The following is a 15,377-nucleotide window of genomic DNA, read 5'->3' on the forward strand; positions in this document are numbered from 1 at the left end:
GCTACGGCTTCCTCAGGGCCGCCTCCATCACCGCCCGCGCGATCGGCGCCGCCGCGCTGTTGCCGCTGATGTCGCGGCGGTTCGCCGCCGCGTCCTCGACCACCACCGCGACGGCCACCGCCGGGAACGGGGCGCCGTCGGCCTTGGCCCAGGAGATGAACCACGCGTACGGGGTTCCCGCGTTGCCGACGCCGTGCTGCGCGGTGCCCGTCTTGCCGCCGACCGTCGCACCGGGGATCGCGGCGTTGCGGCCCGTGCCGTCCCGCACCACCTTGACCATCAGCTCCTGCATCCGCACCGCCGTGCCCGGGCTCATGGCCCGGCCCAGGGTGTGCTGGTCCGCGCGCCGGACCTGGTCCCCGTCGTCCTGGGTCGTACGGTCCACCAGGTGCGGGGACTTGAGTTCCCCGCCGTTGGCGACGGCGGCCGCGACCATCGCCATCTGCAACGGGGTGGCCTTCGTGTTGAACTGCCCGATCGAGGACAGGGCCAACTGGTCCGGGCTCATGTCGGTGTCGAAGTTCGACCGCGACACCCAGGACGGCACCCGCAGCGTGTCGTCGTTGAAACCGAGGCGCTGGGCGGCCCGCACCATCCCCTCCAGGCCGACCCGCACGCCGATCTTGGCCATGACCGTGTTGCACGACCACTGGACCGCCTCCGCCATCGAGGCGTCGACGCAACCGGTGCCGGCGTTGGGCAGCAGGGTGCTCGTGCCGGGCAGCGGGTAGGGGTCGGGGGTCTCGGTTGGCGCGTCCACGTCGGTGACCACCCCCGCCTCCAGGGCGGCCGCCGCGGTCACGATCTTGAAGGTGGAGCCGGGCGGGTACGTCTCGCGCAGCGCCCGGTTGAGCATCGGCTTGGCGGGGTCCGCGTTCAGTCGCTCCCAGGCCGCCTTGACCCGCGTGCCCGTGCCGGACAGCAGGGCCGGATCGTAGGAGGGGCTGCTGACCAGGGCGAGGATCCTGCCGGTGGCCGGCTCCAGGGCCGCGACCGCGCCGCGCTTGCCGGCCAACCCGGTGTACGCGGCGCTCTGCAGGGCGGAACGGATGGTGGTGGCGACGTTCCCGCCGGCCGGCCGGCCCCGGGCCAGGTCGTACCAGAGCGGGAAGGCGGAGAGTCCCGGGTCGGTGCCCGAGAGGAGGGCGTCCTCGGCACGCTCCACGAAGCTGGTCCCGTAGGTCTGGGAGGAGAAGCCGGTGACGGGGGCGTAGAGCGGGCCGTTGGCGTACGTCCTTTCGTGGCGCAGCAGTTGGCCGCTGTCGCGGGAGCCGGTGACGGGTTTGCCGTCGACCAGGACGTCCCCGCGCGGTTCGGCGTACCGCGCGATGGCGGGGCGCTTGTTGGCCGGGTTGGCGCCGTAGGCGGCGGACTCCCACACCTGCACCCGGGCCACGTTGCACAGCAGGGCGACGATCAGCGCCGCGCAGAAGTACCCGCACCAGCGGATGTACCGGATCATCGGGCGGCCTCCCCTTCCACGGCCTGGGGTCGGCGTGCGCAGTCGCCGAGTCGGACCAGCAGGGCGACGATGATCCAGTTGGTGACGACGGAGGAGCCGCCCTGGGCCAGGAAGGGCATGGCCATGCCGGTGAGCGGGATCAGTCCGGTGACCCCGCCCGCGATGACGAACACCTGGAGCGCGAGGATCGAGGCGAGTCCGGTGGCGAGCAGCCGTCCGAAGGGGTCGCGCAGCGCGAGTCCGGTGCGAAAGCCCCGGTCCACGAGGAGCCCGTAGAGGACCAGGATCGCGGCCAGGCCGACCAGCCCCAGCTCCTCGCCGGCGGTGGCCAGGATGAAGTCGGACTTGGCGGCGAACCCGATGAGGAAGGACTGGCCGTGGCCGAGGCCGGCGCCGAGGAGTCCGCCGGCGCCGAAGGCGAAGAGGGACTGGGCGAGCTGGCCGGGGCCCTCGCCCCGTTCGATGGAGGCGAAGGGATTCATCCAGTCGTCCACCCGACCGTGCACGTGGGGCTCGAACGTCGCGACCGCGTAGGCGCCCACGGCGGCGAGCAGCAGCCCGATCGCGATCCAACCGATCCGGCCGGTGGCCGTGAAGAGCATGATCACGAAGAGACCGAAGAAGAGCAGTGAGGTGCCGAGGTCCCGTTCCAGGATCAGCACCCCGACGCTGAGCAGCCAGATCGTGAGGATCGGCCCGAGGACCCGGCCGGGCAGCAGTTTGAGCTTCCAGAAGAGCCGCCGGCCGCCGAGGGCGAGGGCGGTGCGGTTCGCGGCGAGGTACGAGGCGAAGAAGACGGCGAGCAGGATCTTGGCGAACTCCCCGGGCTGGAAGGAGAGGCCGGCGAGACGGATCCAGATGTGGGCCCCGTTGACGGCCGGGAAGAAGACGGGCACCAGCATCAGCACGAGGGCGACGGCGACGGACAGGTACGCGTACCGCTGGAGCACCCGGTGGTCGCGCAGCACCCCGACGACGAGCACGAACAGCACGACCCCCAGGGCGGACCAGCGCAGTTGCTCCCCCGCGGTGAGGTGGTGGGGGGTGCTCAGGTCGAGCCGTTGGATGAGGACGAGGCCGAGGCCGTTGAGCAGGAACGCGATCGGCAGCACGAGCGGATCGGCGTGGGGGGCGCCGAAGCGGACGGCGAGGTGCGCGAGCAGGGCGGCGCCGAAGAGTCCCGCCGCGTAGTGCGAGGAGCCCTCGGGGAGCCGGCCGGTGGACGCGTGGCCGACGTGGAGGTGACCGAGTACGGAGATCAGGACCGCCCCGATGAGCAGCGCGAGCTCGACGCCGCGACGCTTGGCGGCGCGGTCGCTGCGGGGTGGGGGCGGGGCGGGCTCCGCAACCTTCGCCGTCAGAGCGGTCATACGGGGAAACGTAGCAAGGGCACGGGGCGTATGTCCGTTTATGTCATAGAGTGCCGAAGAGTCGTCACAAACCGTCGGAACCATCGGAATCGGGAGTCTCGCCCCATGGGTCCTGTGGAGTTCATCGTCCTGGCCTTTCCGGAGGAACAGTTGCGCGTCCCGGCCGTCGAGGCCGTGATGGGGCTCCGCAAGGCCGGGGTGGTGCGGCTGATCGACGGTCTCGTGGCCACGCGGACGGCGTCCGGGGAGGTCATGGCGTCCGAGTTCGACGAGTTCGTGGAGCTGGCGGGCCTGCTGGCGCACCGGGAGGCGACCCGGCTGATCGGCCCGGAGGACGTCCGCGAGGCGGCGGAGCTCCTGGAACTCGGCAGTTGCGCGCTCCTGCTGGTCGTCGAGCACGTGTGGGCCGAGGACGCGGCCGTGGCGGTACGGGCGGCGGGCGGGCGGATCGTGGGGTCGGTCCGGATCCCGGCCGAGCGGGTGGGGGTGGTGGCCTGATGTTCATCAGACCCGTGGCGGCCTCGCCGGCCCGGGCCGACCGGCCGCCGGGCCGACCGTTGCTCCGCGGCCTCCTGGCGCGGGCCTCGGGCACCCCGGACCCCGGGCGGAACGCCGCGCGGCCCCCGGACCCCGTCTCGCCGGCCGCGCGGTACACCGGCCCGGACACGGAAACCGACACGGACACGGACATCGACGCCGCCACCGACACCGACACCGGTGCCGACACCGAGACCGACACCGGCACGGCCGCCTCGGCGGATCCGACCCCGCACGGGTCGACCGGCCCGGGCGAGGGGCTCGTGCGGGAGCTGGCGCAACTGGCCGGCCTCGCCCGCGAGGGGTTGCTGACCCCGGAGGAGTTCAGTACGGCCAAGGCCCGCCTGCTCGGTTCCTGACGGATCGTGAACCGGGGCCGCGGGCTCGGGGCGGGACCCGGATCAGGGGCAGAGGGGCTTCGGCGTGGGGCCGGACGGGTGGCCGGGTCCCCGCCGCCGGCCCCGCGTGGAGGATTCGTCATACCGGGCGTGGCACCATCGGCCGCCCCGGAGGTGATTACATGACAATTCGACTGCTCCGTGCCGCCTGTGTGGCCGCCGCCGTCCTCATGACGGCCGGCCCCCCGCCCCTCGCCCGCGCCGAACCGCTGCCGGCCGCCCCGGCCGCCGAGCCCGTCGGCGTCCTGCTCACCCGCCTCCAAGGCCTGTACCAGAAGGCCGAACAGGCCGCCGAGGCCCACAACTCCACCGAGGTCGCCCTCAAGGCCCGCCAGGACGAGGAACGCCGCTCCACCACCGAGCTCTCCCACGCAAGGGCCGCGCTCCTGACCGAGCGGGCCATCGCCGGCCGGTTGGCCCGGGAGCAGTACCAGGGCTCCCGCGCCGGCGTCCCCCCGTACGTCCGCATGCTGCTCCTCGGGGACTTCCAGAGCGCGGCCGACCAGCGCCGGCTCGCCGCGCACGAGGGGGCCAGGACGGCCGGTGTGCTGGCCCGGCTGGAGCGGGGCGAGCAGCGGGCCGGGACGCTGGCCGGTGCGGCCCGCAAGGCCCTCGACGCCCAGCGGGCGCTGACCGCCGAGCAGAAGAAGCAGCGGGACGAGGTGACGGGCCGGCTCAAGGAGGTCGAGCGGCTGTTGGCCTCGCTGAGCGCGGAACAACTGGCGCAGCTCGACGGCCGCGAGGCTGCGGACACCGCCGAAGCACAGCGGAAGCTGGTGGATTCGGGCCGGCTCGGTGCTCCGGGGGCCGTGAGCGCCCGTACGCCGACGGCCGCCGGCGGGGAGGCCCTCACGTACGCGGCCGCGCAGATCGGGAAGCCGTACGTCTGGGGCGCGGAGGGGCCGGGGTCCTTCGACTGCTCCGGGCTGACCTCCCGGGCCTGGGAGCACGCCGGGCGGGCGATCCCCCGGACCAGCCAGGACCAGTGGGCCCGGCTGCCCCGGGTTCCCCTGGACCGGCTCCGGCCGGGCGATCTGGTGGTGTACTTCCCCACCGCCACGCACGTGGCCCTGTACATCGGGGACGGGAAGGTGATCCAGGCACCCCGGCCGGGAACCACCGTCAAGGTGTCGCCGATCGCCGCGAATCCGGTCCTCGGGGCCGTCCGGCCGGACGCGGGAGGGGCGCCGCTCGCCTCGTACACCCCGCCGCGACTGCCCGAGTCGGCCTCGGCGGGGGACGACACCGGCTATTCGGCGGAGGAGGCCCCCGCCGTCGCGGAGGCCGCCGCCACGGTGGCCGTGACCTCGGCCAGGTAGTCGGCCGCGTCCTCGGGGTCGTAGAAGTACGCGTCGAAGTCGGCCGGGTTGTCGAAGCCGTTGGCGAATCGATCCGCCACCGGCTGGAGCTGCCCGGCCGCACCGATCAGGTTCAGCACGTGCTCCGGCGGGACCCCCAGCATGGCGTTGGTCCACTGGGTGACCGGCTTGCCGGTCGTGAACCAGAACTTGTCGAACGTGGCCTTCATCCACGCCTCGTCGAACGGCTTGTCGCCGTGCATGAGGATCGACGAGAGGTACGAGGCCGCGCACTTGGCCGCCGAGTTGGAACCCTGCCCGGTGATCGGGTCGTTCGCGACCACCACGTCCGCCACGCCCAGCACCAGCCCGCCGCCGGGCAGCCGGCCGATCGGGTTGCGGACCACCGGCGCGTACCGGCCGGCGAGGGTCGCGCCCGCGTCGGTCAGCTCCACCTTCGTGGCCCGCGCGTACTCCCAGGGCGTGAACTTCTCCATGAGCTCCAGCGTCAGCGCCAGGTGCGCGGAGGGGTCCGTCGTGCCCTTGAACGCGTCGATCGGGCCGCCCGGGACGCCTTCCCAGAACAGGATGTCCGCGCGGCCCGACGTGGTGAGGGTCGGCATGACGAACAGCTCGCCGACGCCCGGCACCAGGTTGCAGCGCACGGCTTCCGTCTCCGGGTGCTCGGGGCGGGGCCCCAGGCCGTGGACGTAGCTGACCGCGAGCGCGCGCTGCGGCGCGTCGTAGGGGGAACGCGCCGCGTCCCGCTCGAACATCGACACCAGCTCGCCCTTGCCGGCGGCGACCAGGACCAGGTCGTAGGCGCGGGAGAAGTAGTCCAGGTCGGCGACGGACGCCCCGTGGACGACCAACTGCCCGCCGCGCTGCACGAAGGCGTCCAGCCAGCCGGCCATCTTCACGCGCTGGTCGACGGACTGCGCGTCCCCCTTGAGCCGGCCGAGCCAGTCGACGGCCCGGCCGCCGTCCGGGGCGGCGACCGAGACGCCCAGGCCCTTGATCGTGGGTGCCTGCCGCGCCCAGAAGTCGAGCTGGAGGTCCCGCTCGTGCTGGAGCGCCGTGTCGAACATGCACTGCGTGGACATGACCCGTCCGGTGCGGATCTCGTCCGCCGTCCGGTTGGACATCAGGGTGACCTCGTACCCCTTGGACTGGAGTCCGAGGGCGAGCTGAAGACCGGACTGACCGGCTCCCACGACGAGTATCTTGCGCATCACGTTCTCGATTCGGGTCTGTCAGGCCGCCTGACCTGGTGGATCTATTCGGGGGTGGCGTCGAGGGCGTGACCCACCAGGGCCAGCAGCGATTCGACGACGGTCGCCCGCCGCCGGGCGTCCATGATCACCACGGGTACGTGGGGCGGGACGGTGAGCGCCTCGCGCACGTCCTCCTCCTCGTAGGAGGCGGAGCCCTCGAAGTGGTTGACGGCGACGGCGTACGGCAGGCCACAGCTCTCGAAGTAGTCGAGGGCCGGGAAGGCGTCGCGCAGCCGGCGGGTGTCGGCCAGCACCAGGCCGCCGATGGCCCCGCGCACCAGGTCGTCCCACATGAACCAGAACCGTTCCTGGCCCGGGGTGCCGTACACGTACAGGACGAGGTCGTCGGCGAGCGTGACGCGGCCGAAGTCCATCGCGACGGTGGTGGTGCTCTTGTCCGGGGTTCCGGACAGGTCGTCGGTGGCCGCACCGGCCTGCGTCATCACCGCCTCGGTGCGCAGCGGGGTGATCTCGGAGAGGGAGGACACGAAGGTGGTCTTCCCGACGCCGAATCCACCCGCGACCAGCACCTTGACGGCGACGGGCGCCCGCGAGCGGTCGTACTGCCAGGCCTGGGCGGGCTCGTCGTCAGGGGGGACGTCGATGTGACGGTCAGAGACGGCGAAGACCACTGAGCACCCTTTCGAGCAGTGCGCGTTCGGGACGGCCGGTGCCGTGTCCCGTGCCGTAGACGCGTATCCGGCCCTGGTCGGCGAGGTCGCTGACCAGGACCCGGACCACGCCGAGCGGCAGTTTCAGGAGCGCCGCTATCTCGGCGATCGTCCGCATGCGGCGGCACACCTCGACTATGGCGGGCATCTCGGGCATCCGGTCGGGCGTCGCGACCGGACCGGTGTCGAGGGCGGCGACGAAGGTCTCCACCAGCAGGACCTGCGTGAACCGGGTCCGGCCGCCCGTCAGCGAGTACGGGCGGACGCGGGCGGGGCGACGGTCGGCGCCGCGTATCGGCAGCCGGTCGGAGGCCGGGCTCCTCACGGGGTGTTCTCCATCGACTGGCGCAGCTCGCTGCGGACTTCGGGGGTCAGTACGTGGCCGGCGCGGCCGACGAACAGGGCCATGTGGTAGGCCACGACGCTCATGTCGCAGTCGGGCGTGGCGTGCACGCCGAGCAGCGAGCCGTCGCTGATGACCATGACGAAGACGGAACCGTGCTCCATCGCCACCATGGTCTGTTTCACGGAGCCGCCGTCCATGAGGGAGGCGGCGCCCGTGGTCAGGCTGCCGAGCCCGGACACGATGGTGGCGAGGTCGGCCGAGGCCCCTCGGGGGCCCTTGGGCCGGTCCTGCGGGGACTGCGCCGGCGGCTCGGAGGAGAGCAGCAGGAGCCCGTCCGAGGAGACGACGGCGACGGAGTTGACGCCGGGGACCTCCTTGACCAGGTCGGTCAGCAGCCACTGCAGGTTGCGGGCCTGGGTGCTCAGTCCGTACGTACTGGGCGCGGTCATGTGCGTGCCTCCTGTGCGGTGTCCCCCTGGTCGGTCTGTCCCCGGTCCTGCCCGCGGTCCTGCCCGCGGTCCTGCGCGAGCTCGGCCTCGACGACGCGTCTGCCGTCCTGGGTCCCCTGGTAGAAACCGCCGAGCCTGCGGCGCAGTTCGTCGGCGTCCACCCGGCGCGGTTCGGGGCGCGCGTCGGCGGGGCGACCTCCGGTGGCCACGTTGCGCGGGGTCCGTTTGGGGAGTCCCTTGTCGGTCAGGACGTCTTCGGGGTGGCCGGCCTGGCGCGGGACCCAGTGGTCCTCGGCCTCGGCCCGCCGGTGCGGATCGGGCGCCTCGGCGGCGACGGGCCGCACGGGCAGTCCCGGTGCCGCGTCGGGCCGTGTCCGGCGGGGCAGCCCCTGCTCGGGATCCGCGACCGCCGGCGCCTCGGCCGCGGGGGCCGGCACCGTGAAGTCCCGCTCGGCCGGGGGCGCCTGCGCGTCCGGGGCCACGAAGGCCTCGGCGTCGGCCTCCGACACCACGCGGGCGAGGAGTTCCTCGTCGGCGGACAGCACGGGCTGCGGATCCGGGACGGCTGCCGGGGCGTCGATCGCGTCGGCGGCCTCGTCCGGTGCATCGTCCGGTGCGTCGTCCGCGGTCTCGCCCGTGGCGTCGTCCGTGGCGTCGCCCGGGTCGCTCGGCTCGTCCGGGGCGTCGCTCGCGGCCGGTTCTTCGGCGGACGACGGCTCCTGCGTCTCCGGCGCGGGGACGGTGAACACCTGGTCGGCGGTCGGAAGCGGCTCGGAGTCCGCGCGGGCCTCGAACTCGGCCTCGAACTCCGCGTCGAAGGCGGCCTCGGTCTCGGCGAGCGGCTCGGCCTCCGGGTCCGAGAGCGGTTCCGGAACCGGTTCCGGAACCGGGTCCGGCCCCTGGTCCGCCCCCAGCTTCGTCTCCTGCTGCGTGTCCTGCCGCGTGTCCTGCCGCGTCCGGCCGGACTCCGCGTCCGCCGGCGTGGTCGTGGCGACGACCGGGTCGCCGAACGCGGCGGCCAGGTCGGCGGCGATCCCCGGATCCCGGGCCGGTTCGGCCGCCGGTTCGCGCGCGGGCTCGGCCGAGGCCTCCACGACCGGGTCCGCCGCCGGGGGCGTCCGCTGGGACATCAGCGTGTTCTCGTTCGCCTCGGCGACAGCCCCGGGCAGGCGCAGCCCGGACACGCCGGGCGCGACGACGGAGTGCACCGGCGAGGCGGGCGGCGTGGTCGGCAGCAGCGTCGCCGGGACGACCACGAGGGCCTCGGTCCCGCCGTGTCGGGGCGCCCGCAGTTCGGCGGTGACACCGTGCCGGGCGGCGAGCCGGCCGGCCACGTACAGGCCGAGTCCCAGGCCGTGCTCCGACTCGGGTTCCTCGTCGTACGCCTCGGGGGTGGCCAGTCGGGCGTTGAGGGTCGCCATCCGGTCCTCGGTGACGCCGATGCCCTGGTCCAGCACGGACAGCACCACTTCGCCGGTGTCGAGCAGCCGGCCGGACACCTTCACCTTGACGTCCGGCGGCGAGAAGGTCGTCGCGTTCTCCAGCAGTTCCGCGAGGACGTGCGAGATGTCGTCGGCGGCGTGCCCGGCGACCTGCGTGTACGAGGGCATCGCCGCGAGGTCGACGCGCTCGTACCGCTCGATCTCGCTGACGGCGGCCCGCATCACGTCGACCAGCGGCACCGGCAGGGCCTGCCCGTGGCCGTGTTCCTGGCCGGCGAGGACCAGCAGGTTCTCGTTGTGACGGCGCATCACCGTCGCGAGGTGGTCGAGCTTGAACAGGGTCGCGAGCCGGTCCGGGTCCTGCTCCTCCGACTCCAGCTCCTCGATGACCGCCAGTTGGCGCTCCACGAGACCCAGGGTGCGCAGGGACAGGGACACCGACGTCGTCGACATGACGCGGCGGTGCTCTTCGAGCCCGGCCCGCAGCTCCCTGAGCTCGGCGTCCAGGGCCTCGCGGCCGGCGGTCAGCGCCTCGTTGCGTCCGATGAGGCGGCGCCGGTCGGCGTCGAGTCCGGCGATCCGGGTGTGCAGGGAGACCGTCTGGTCCCGCACCGCGTTCAGGTGGCGGACGACCTCGGCGAACTCGTCGTTGCGGCCGGTGAAGCGCACCGGCTCGACGGAGCCCTCCGGGGTCGCCAGCCGTTGGGCGCCCCGGCGGAGCACCGAGAGGGGCCGGGTCAGGGAGCGGGCGACGGCCGTGGAGAAGCCGACCACGAACAGGAACAGCACGCCCACGAAGGCGATCAGCAGTTCGAGGCGGGTCACGTCGTCGTCGCGCAGGGTCGCGAGGGCGGTGGCCCGTCGGCTCGCCAGCGTGGATTCGACCGACTGCATCCGGTCGACGCGGGCGGTGAGCGCGGCGCCCACGGCGGCGCGGTCGACCTTGCGGTCGGTCGAGTTCAGGGTCGGCCGGTCGGTGAGCCGCTTGAGGTACTCCTCGGCGGTCTTGACCTCGGGGCCGGTGACGGTGGCGGCGAGCGTCTCCCGTACGTCGGGTCGCGCGGTCCGCGAGAAGTCGTCGAGGGCGGCCTGTTCGCGGACCCGGGAGCGCTGGGCGGCGACGGTGAGTTCGTCGACGGGCGCCAGGCTCACGGCCTGTTCGGTGCGCGGGACGGCCAGGGCCGCGAGCAGCAGGCCGCGGGTGGCGCCGGCCTGTTCCACGGCCTGTCCGAGGGGGGCCAGCGGCCGGGTGGTGACCAGGGCGGCCTCCGCGCGGGGCGGGGTCAGTTCGACGAGCCGGTCGCCCGGTGCCATGAGGTCGGCGATGACGCCGGCGTACGCCTGGTGCGCGGCGAGGGCGCCGCCCTTGCCTTCGAGCGCCTCGCTGCGGACGGCTCCGATCCGGCCGAGGGCGACGGAGAGGTCCTCGTCGGCCTCCGCGCGGACCTCCTCGAGCTGCCGGTCCGTGCGCGCGGTGCGCTCCTGGACGGCGCTCTTGCCGGAGGCGGGGCGTCCCTTGGCGACGTACTCGATGACGGCGTCGCGTTCGTCGCCGATCAGGTGCGCCAGGGTGAGGGCCGCACGGGTCTGCTCGGCGAGCGTGACCAGCCGCTGGGAGTCGTTCAGTTCTCTCGTCGCGGAGACGACGGCGGGTGCGCCGGCCACCAGGACCGTGAGGCCGGCGACGGCCACACCGATCACCAGCCTGCGGCGCACGCGGACGCGACGTCCTGCGATGGCGAGGCCGTCGGCGCTGGCGGTGCCGTTCTTCCGAGACCGCTTCTTCTGCACCGGTGCTCGCAATCCTGTACGTGTGCTCGTGCTCGTCTACTCGTGTGGCCGAGGTAACGGCCGGTCAACAAGTAAACGCTCCCTGCCCCCTCGTACCGCCTCAGACCATTGCAGTGTGTTGGGAAGAGAGCCGTACATCGCCCACCCGGCCACTCGAAGGAGTGAACATCAAGGAACAGTGGGCGACCAACTCGGGCGCCGCCCGTCAGGGCCCGGCCGTGGGCGGGTGGTTGAAAGTTGGCGGCGCGCTTTGGCAAGATGCGCGCCCGCACCGCCGGTGCGGCCCGGCGCCGCCCGCCACACCCCCCGTTCGTTGGTACGGACCTTCCTTGAGCCGGGGTTCGACGCATGTCCGTCCGGAGCGGGCCGCCGACACCCCTGCGGGCAGAATGTCCGTATGCGCATCGACCTGGCGACGGCCCCCGGCAACCCGGAACGCCCCAATGAGGACTGGCTGTCGGCCGCGATGCCCACGTCCGGCGGCGGTGTCGTGGTGGCACTCGACGGGGTGACCCCGCCGCGCGGGGACGACGGGTGCGTGCACGGTGTGCCCTGGTTCGTGGCCCGCCTCGGCGGGCGATTGACCGAACTGTCCGGATCGCGGAGGGACATGCCGCTGGACCGGATCCTGGCGGCGTCCGTCGAGAGCACCGCCGCGGCCCACCGGGGCACCTGTGACCTTTCTCACGTGCGGACGCCTCAGGCGACGGTGGTCGTGGCGCGTTGGGACGGGACGACCGTGGAGCACCTCGTGCTGTCGGACTCCGTCCTGCTGGTCCAGACCCGGGGCGGTGAGGTCGGCGCCGTCCTCGACGACCGACTGGACCGGGTGCCGCGCGAGGCACTGCGGTCGGTGGCCGCCGCGGACGCGCTGCGCAATGTCGAGGGCGGGTTCTTCACGGCGGCGGCCGATCCGGAGGTGGCGGGCCGCGCGGTCACCGGTCGGACCCCGCGCTCCGAGGTGCTGGCCCTGGCCGCCCTCACGGACGGCGCGAGCCGTTGGACGGACACCTTCGGGCAGGGTGACTGGGCGGCCTGCCTCGGAGTGCTCCGCGAGGAGGGCGCGCAGGGGCTGATCGCCCGCGTGCGCGCCCTGGAGTGCGACCCGGCCCGCCCGCCGGGCCGCCACAAGCGCCACGACGACGCGTCCGCGGTGTACGCGGAGCTGTGACGGGGGGGCCGGCGGGGCGAAAGCGGCGGGAGCCTGGCGCGGGACGCGGGCAGCGTGGCGCGGGGCGCGTACGGCGGCGGGGGCGGGAGTGCGAGTGGCCGGCTGGGCCGTGAGGGCCCGGCCGCGAGGGCCCGGCCGCGAGGCGTCGCGGGCGCGCCCGGTTACTCCGAGTCCGCGCCCTGGTTCAACTGGTTGAGCAGCCGCGCGAGTTCCGCGACCTCCCCGCGGTCCCAGTCGGCGAGCTTGCGCATGTACTGCTCGCGCCGCGCTCCCCGCACCCGCAGGAAGCGCGCCCGCCCCTCCTCCGTGAGCCCGACCAGGAAGGCCCGGCCGTCGGCCGGGTCCGGCTCGCGGGCCACCAGCCCCAGCACCTCCAGTGCCCGCAATTGGCGGCTCATCGTGGCCTTGCCGACCCCGAAGTACGCGGCCAGTTCCGTGGCCCGCTGGCGCCCCGCCGCCTCCAGCCGCACCAGCAACCCGTACGCGGCCGGCTCCAGCTCCGGGTGGAGTGCGCGGGCCATCTCGCCGGAGGAGGCCCGAGCCCGCCGGAGGAAGACGGACAGCTCCCGCTCCAGGGCAAGGAACTCCTGGTCTTCGCTCCCGTGCACGTCCGGCTCCTGTCGATGGTGGTCCCGTCGCGGTGTGTGTCCGCCCGGTCAGTATTTCGCAGCGGGTACGCCGACGGCCCGGGGCCCCGCCGAAGCGGGGCCCCGGGCCGTCCGTGTGCCGGATCAGGCGGCCACCCCGGCGGTGACCTCCGCCCCGACGAGGGCCAGCTCCAGCACCTGACGGACGTCGGTCACCGGGTGCACCTCCAGCCCCTCCAGCACCTCGGCCGGGACGTCGTCCAGGTCGGCCTCGTTGCGCTTGGGGATGATCACGGTGGTCAGGCCCGCCCGGTGCGCGGCGAGCAGCTTCTGCTTGACCCCGCCGATGGGCAGCACCCGCCCGGTCAGCGAGACCTCGCCGGTCATGGCGACGTCCGTGCGGACCTGGCGGCCCGACAGCAGCGAGGCCAGCGCGGTCGTCATGGTGATGCCCGCGCTCGGCCCGTCCTTGGGGACCGCGCCGGCCGGGAAGTGGATGTGCACGCCCCGGTCCTTCAGGTCGGCGACCGGCAGTTCCAGTTCCGCGCCGTGCGAGCGCAGGAAGCTGAGCGCGATCTGCGCGGACTCCTTCATCACGTCACCCAGTTGGCCGGTCAGGGTCAGCCCGGCGGCGCCGGTCTCCGGGTCGGCCAGGGAGGCCTCCACGTAGAGGACGTCGCCGCCGGCCCCGGTCACGGCGAGACCGGTGGCCACGCCGGGGACGGCGGTCCGCCGCTCGGCCGGGTCCTGCGCGGACTCCGGGACGTGGTGCGGTCGCCCGATGAGCGCCCTCAGGTCGTCGGCGCCGACGTGGAACGGCAGCTCCCGTTCCCCCAGCTCGTGCTGCGAGGCCACCTTGCGCAGCAGCCGCGCGAGGGAGCGCTCCAGGGTCCGTACGCCCGCCTCGCGGGTGTACTCCCCGGCGAGCCTGCGCAGGGCGTCCTCTTCAAGGACCACCTCGTCGGCGCCGAGGCCGGCGCGCTCCAGCTGGCGGGGCAGCAGGTGGTCGCGGGCGATGACGACCTTCTCGTCCTCGGTGTAGCCGTCGAGGCGGACCAGCTCCATGCGGTCGGCGAGGGCTTCCGGGATCGCCTCCAGGACGTTGGCGGTGGCCAGGAAGACCACGTCGCTGAGGTCCAGTTCGACCTCCAGGTAGTGGTCCCGGAAGGTGTGGTTCTGGGCGGGGTCGAGGACCTCCAGGAGGGCGGCGGCCGGGTCGCCCCGGAAGTCGGACCCGACCTTGTCGATCTCGTCCAGGAGGACGACCGGGTTCATCGAGCCGGCCTCCTTGATCGCCCGTACGATCCGGCCGGGCAGGGCGCCGACGTAGGTCCGCCGGTGGCCGCGGATCTCGGCCTCGTCGCGTACGCCGCCGAGCGCGACGCGCACGAACTCGCGGCCCATCGCGTGGGCGACGCTCTCGCCGAGGCTGGTCTTTCCGACCCCGGGCGGGCCCACGAGGGCCAGCACGGCCCCGCCGCGCCGCCCGCCGATGACACCCATGCCGCGCTCGGAGCGCCGCTTGCGGACCGCCAGGTACTCGGTGATGCGGTCCTTCACGTCGCTCAGTCCGGCGTGCTCGGCGTCGAGGACCGCCCGGGCGCCGCGGATGTCGTACTCGTCCTCGGTGCGTTCGTTCCACGGCAGTTCCAGCACGGTGTCGAGCCAGGTGCGGATCCAGGAGCCCTCGGGCGACTGGTCGCTGGAGCGCTCCAGCTTCTCGACTTCCTTGAGGGCGGCCTCCCGTACCTTCTCCGGCAGGTCGGCGGCCTCGACGCGGGCCCGGTAGTCGTCGGACTCCTCGCCGTCCTTCTCGCCGTTCAGTTCGCGCAGTTCCTTGCGCACGGCCTCCAACTGCCGCCGCAGCAGGAACTCGCGCTGCTGCTTGTCGACGCCGTCCTGGACGTCCTTGGCGATGGACTCGGCGACGTCCTGCTCGGCCAGGTGGTCGCTCAGCGCCTTGACGGCGAGCCGGAGCCGGGCGACGGGGTCGGCCGTCTCCAGCAGTTCCACCTTCTGGGCCAGGGTCAGGAAAGGCGAGTAGCCGGAGTTGTCGGCGAGCGCCGACACCCCCTCGATCTGCTGCACCCGGTCCACGACCTGCCAGGCGCCGCGCTTCTTGAGCCAGCTGGTGGCGAGGGCCTTGTACTCCTTGACGAGCTCGGTGACGGCGCCGGGCAGCGGCTCGGGCACCGACTCCTCGACGGTCTCGCCCTCGACCCAGAGCGCCGCCCCGGGCCCGGTGGTCCCGGCGCCGATGCGGACGCGTCCGCGCCCTCGGATGAGCGCGCCCGGGTCCCCGTCGGAGAGCCGTCCCACCTGCTCGACGGTCCCGAGCACACCGGTGCCCGCGTACTGTCCGTCGATCCGCGGCACGAGCAGCACCCGGGGCTTCCCGCTGCCCGCGGCGGCCTGGGCGGCCTCCACGGCAGCCCGCACGTCGGCGTCGGACAGGTCCAGCGGGACGACCATCCCGGGCAGTACGACCTCGTCGTCGAGCGGCAGTACGGGCAGGGTGAGCGATACGGACGTCGAAGCCATGATCTTCCCTCCGGCAGTGAAGTTGAGCTATCCCGACTCA

Annotated in this window: 13 protein-coding genes; 4 read left to right on the top strand and 9 right to left on the bottom strand. The window is 73.5% G+C overall.

Annotated elements, in window-relative coordinates; all coding sequences use genetic code 11:
• Position 1 precedes the first annotated feature (1 nt).
• Both ACFYW3_RS09760 and ACFYW3_RS09765 read right to left on the bottom strand, forming a co-directional pair.
• A complete protein-coding gene (locus tag ACFYW3_RS09760; RefSeq protein ID WP_389386016.1) occupies positions 2 to 1,462 on the bottom strand; it encodes a penicillin-binding transpeptidase domain-containing protein in 1,461 nt (486 codons plus the stop codon).
• A complete protein-coding gene (locus ACFYW3_RS09765; protein WP_389386017.1) occupies positions 1,459 to 2,832 on the bottom strand; it encodes an FtsW/RodA/SpoVE family cell cycle protein in 1,374 nt (457 codons plus the stop codon). Before ACFYW3_RS09765 ends, ACFYW3_RS09760 begins: the two co-directional genes overlap by 4 nt.
• Positions 2,833 to 2,937: 105 nt before the next feature.
• On the opposite strand from ACFYW3_RS09765, the gene ACFYW3_RS09770 reads away from it, so the two are divergent.
• The 3 genes from ACFYW3_RS09770 (at position 2,938) to ACFYW3_RS09780 (ending at position 5,086) form a co-directional block, all read left to right on the top strand.
• Positions 2,938 to 3,330, top strand: a complete 393-nt coding sequence (locus tag ACFYW3_RS09770; RefSeq protein WP_053676480.1) for a DUF6325 family protein — start codon at positions 2,938 to 2,940, stop codon at positions 3,328 to 3,330.
• Positions 3,330 to 3,728 carry an SHOCT domain-containing protein gene (locus tag ACFYW3_RS09775; RefSeq protein ID WP_389386018.1) on the top strand — a complete coding sequence of 133 codons (399 nt, stop codon included), beginning with the start codon at positions 3,330 to 3,332 and terminating at the stop codon, positions 3,726 to 3,728. Before ACFYW3_RS09770 ends, ACFYW3_RS09775 begins: the two co-directional genes overlap by 1 nt.
• 161 nt (positions 3,729 to 3,889) lie before the next feature.
• Positions 3,890 to 5,086, top strand: a complete 1,197-nt coding sequence (locus ACFYW3_RS09780; RefSeq protein ID WP_389386019.1) for an NlpC/P60 family protein — start codon at positions 3,890 to 3,892, stop codon at positions 5,084 to 5,086.
• Here the strand turns inward: ACFYW3_RS09780 and ACFYW3_RS09785 are convergent.
• From ACFYW3_RS09785 to ACFYW3_RS09805, 5 genes are read right to left on the bottom strand one after another with little or no spacing between them, the layout of a single operon-like run.
• A complete protein-coding gene (locus tag ACFYW3_RS09785; RefSeq protein ID WP_351749232.1) occupies positions 5,017 to 6,297 on the bottom strand; it encodes a styrene monooxygenase/indole monooxygenase family protein in 1,281 nt (426 codons plus the stop codon). The genes ACFYW3_RS09780 and ACFYW3_RS09785 overlap by 70 nt on opposite strands.
• A gap of 44 nt (positions 6,298 to 6,341) precedes the next feature.
• Positions 6,342 to 6,971, bottom strand: a complete 630-nt coding sequence (locus tag ACFYW3_RS09790) for an ATP/GTP-binding protein (protein ID WP_351749230.1) — start codon at positions 6,969 to 6,971, stop codon at positions 6,342 to 6,344.
• Positions 6,952 to 7,335 carry a DUF742 domain-containing protein gene (locus tag ACFYW3_RS09795; protein WP_351749228.1) on the bottom strand — a complete coding sequence of 128 codons (384 nt, stop codon included), beginning with the start codon at positions 7,333 to 7,335 and terminating at the stop codon, positions 6,952 to 6,954. Before ACFYW3_RS09795 ends, ACFYW3_RS09790 begins: the two co-directional genes overlap by 20 nt.
• Positions 7,332 to 7,805 carry a roadblock/LC7 domain-containing protein gene (locus ACFYW3_RS09800; protein WP_053676475.1) on the bottom strand — a complete coding sequence of 158 codons (474 nt, stop codon included), beginning with the start codon at positions 7,803 to 7,805 and terminating at the stop codon, positions 7,332 to 7,334. Before ACFYW3_RS09800 ends, ACFYW3_RS09795 begins: the two co-directional genes overlap by 4 nt.
• Positions 7,802 to 11,038: a nitrate- and nitrite sensing domain-containing protein gene (locus ACFYW3_RS09805; RefSeq protein WP_389386020.1), complete on the bottom strand. Its 3,237-nt coding sequence runs from the start codon at positions 11,036 to 11,038 to the stop codon at positions 7,802 to 7,804. Before ACFYW3_RS09805 ends, ACFYW3_RS09800 begins: the two co-directional genes overlap by 4 nt.
• A gap of 397 nt (positions 11,039 to 11,435) precedes the next feature.
• On the opposite strand from ACFYW3_RS09805, the gene ACFYW3_RS09810 reads away from it, so the two are divergent.
• Positions 11,436 to 12,209, top strand: coding sequence for a hypothetical protein (locus tag ACFYW3_RS09810; RefSeq protein WP_351749224.1), 774 nt, complete (start codon positions 11,436 to 11,438; stop codon positions 12,207 to 12,209).
• 161 nt (positions 12,210 to 12,370) lie between these two features.
• On the opposite strand, the gene ACFYW3_RS09815 is transcribed toward ACFYW3_RS09810, so the two are convergent.
• Positions 12,371 to 12,817, bottom strand: coding sequence for a MarR family winged helix-turn-helix transcriptional regulator (locus tag ACFYW3_RS09815; RefSeq protein WP_053676472.1), 447 nt, complete (start codon positions 12,815 to 12,817; stop codon positions 12,371 to 12,373).
• A 123-nt stretch (positions 12,818 to 12,940) separates the two neighbouring features.
• The gene (lon, locus tag ACFYW3_RS09820) at positions 12,941 to 15,337 is read right to left on the bottom strand and encodes an endopeptidase La (RefSeq protein WP_389386021.1); all 2,397 of its coding nucleotides are present in this window, start codon (positions 15,335 to 15,337) and stop codon (positions 12,941 to 12,943) included.
• Positions 15,338 to 15,377: the final 40 nt, after the last annotated feature.

The organism is Streptomyces sp. NPDC002602, assembly GCF_042889445.1.
Taxonomy (GTDB): domain Bacteria; phylum Actinomycetota; class Actinomycetes; order Streptomycetales; family Streptomycetaceae; genus Streptomyces.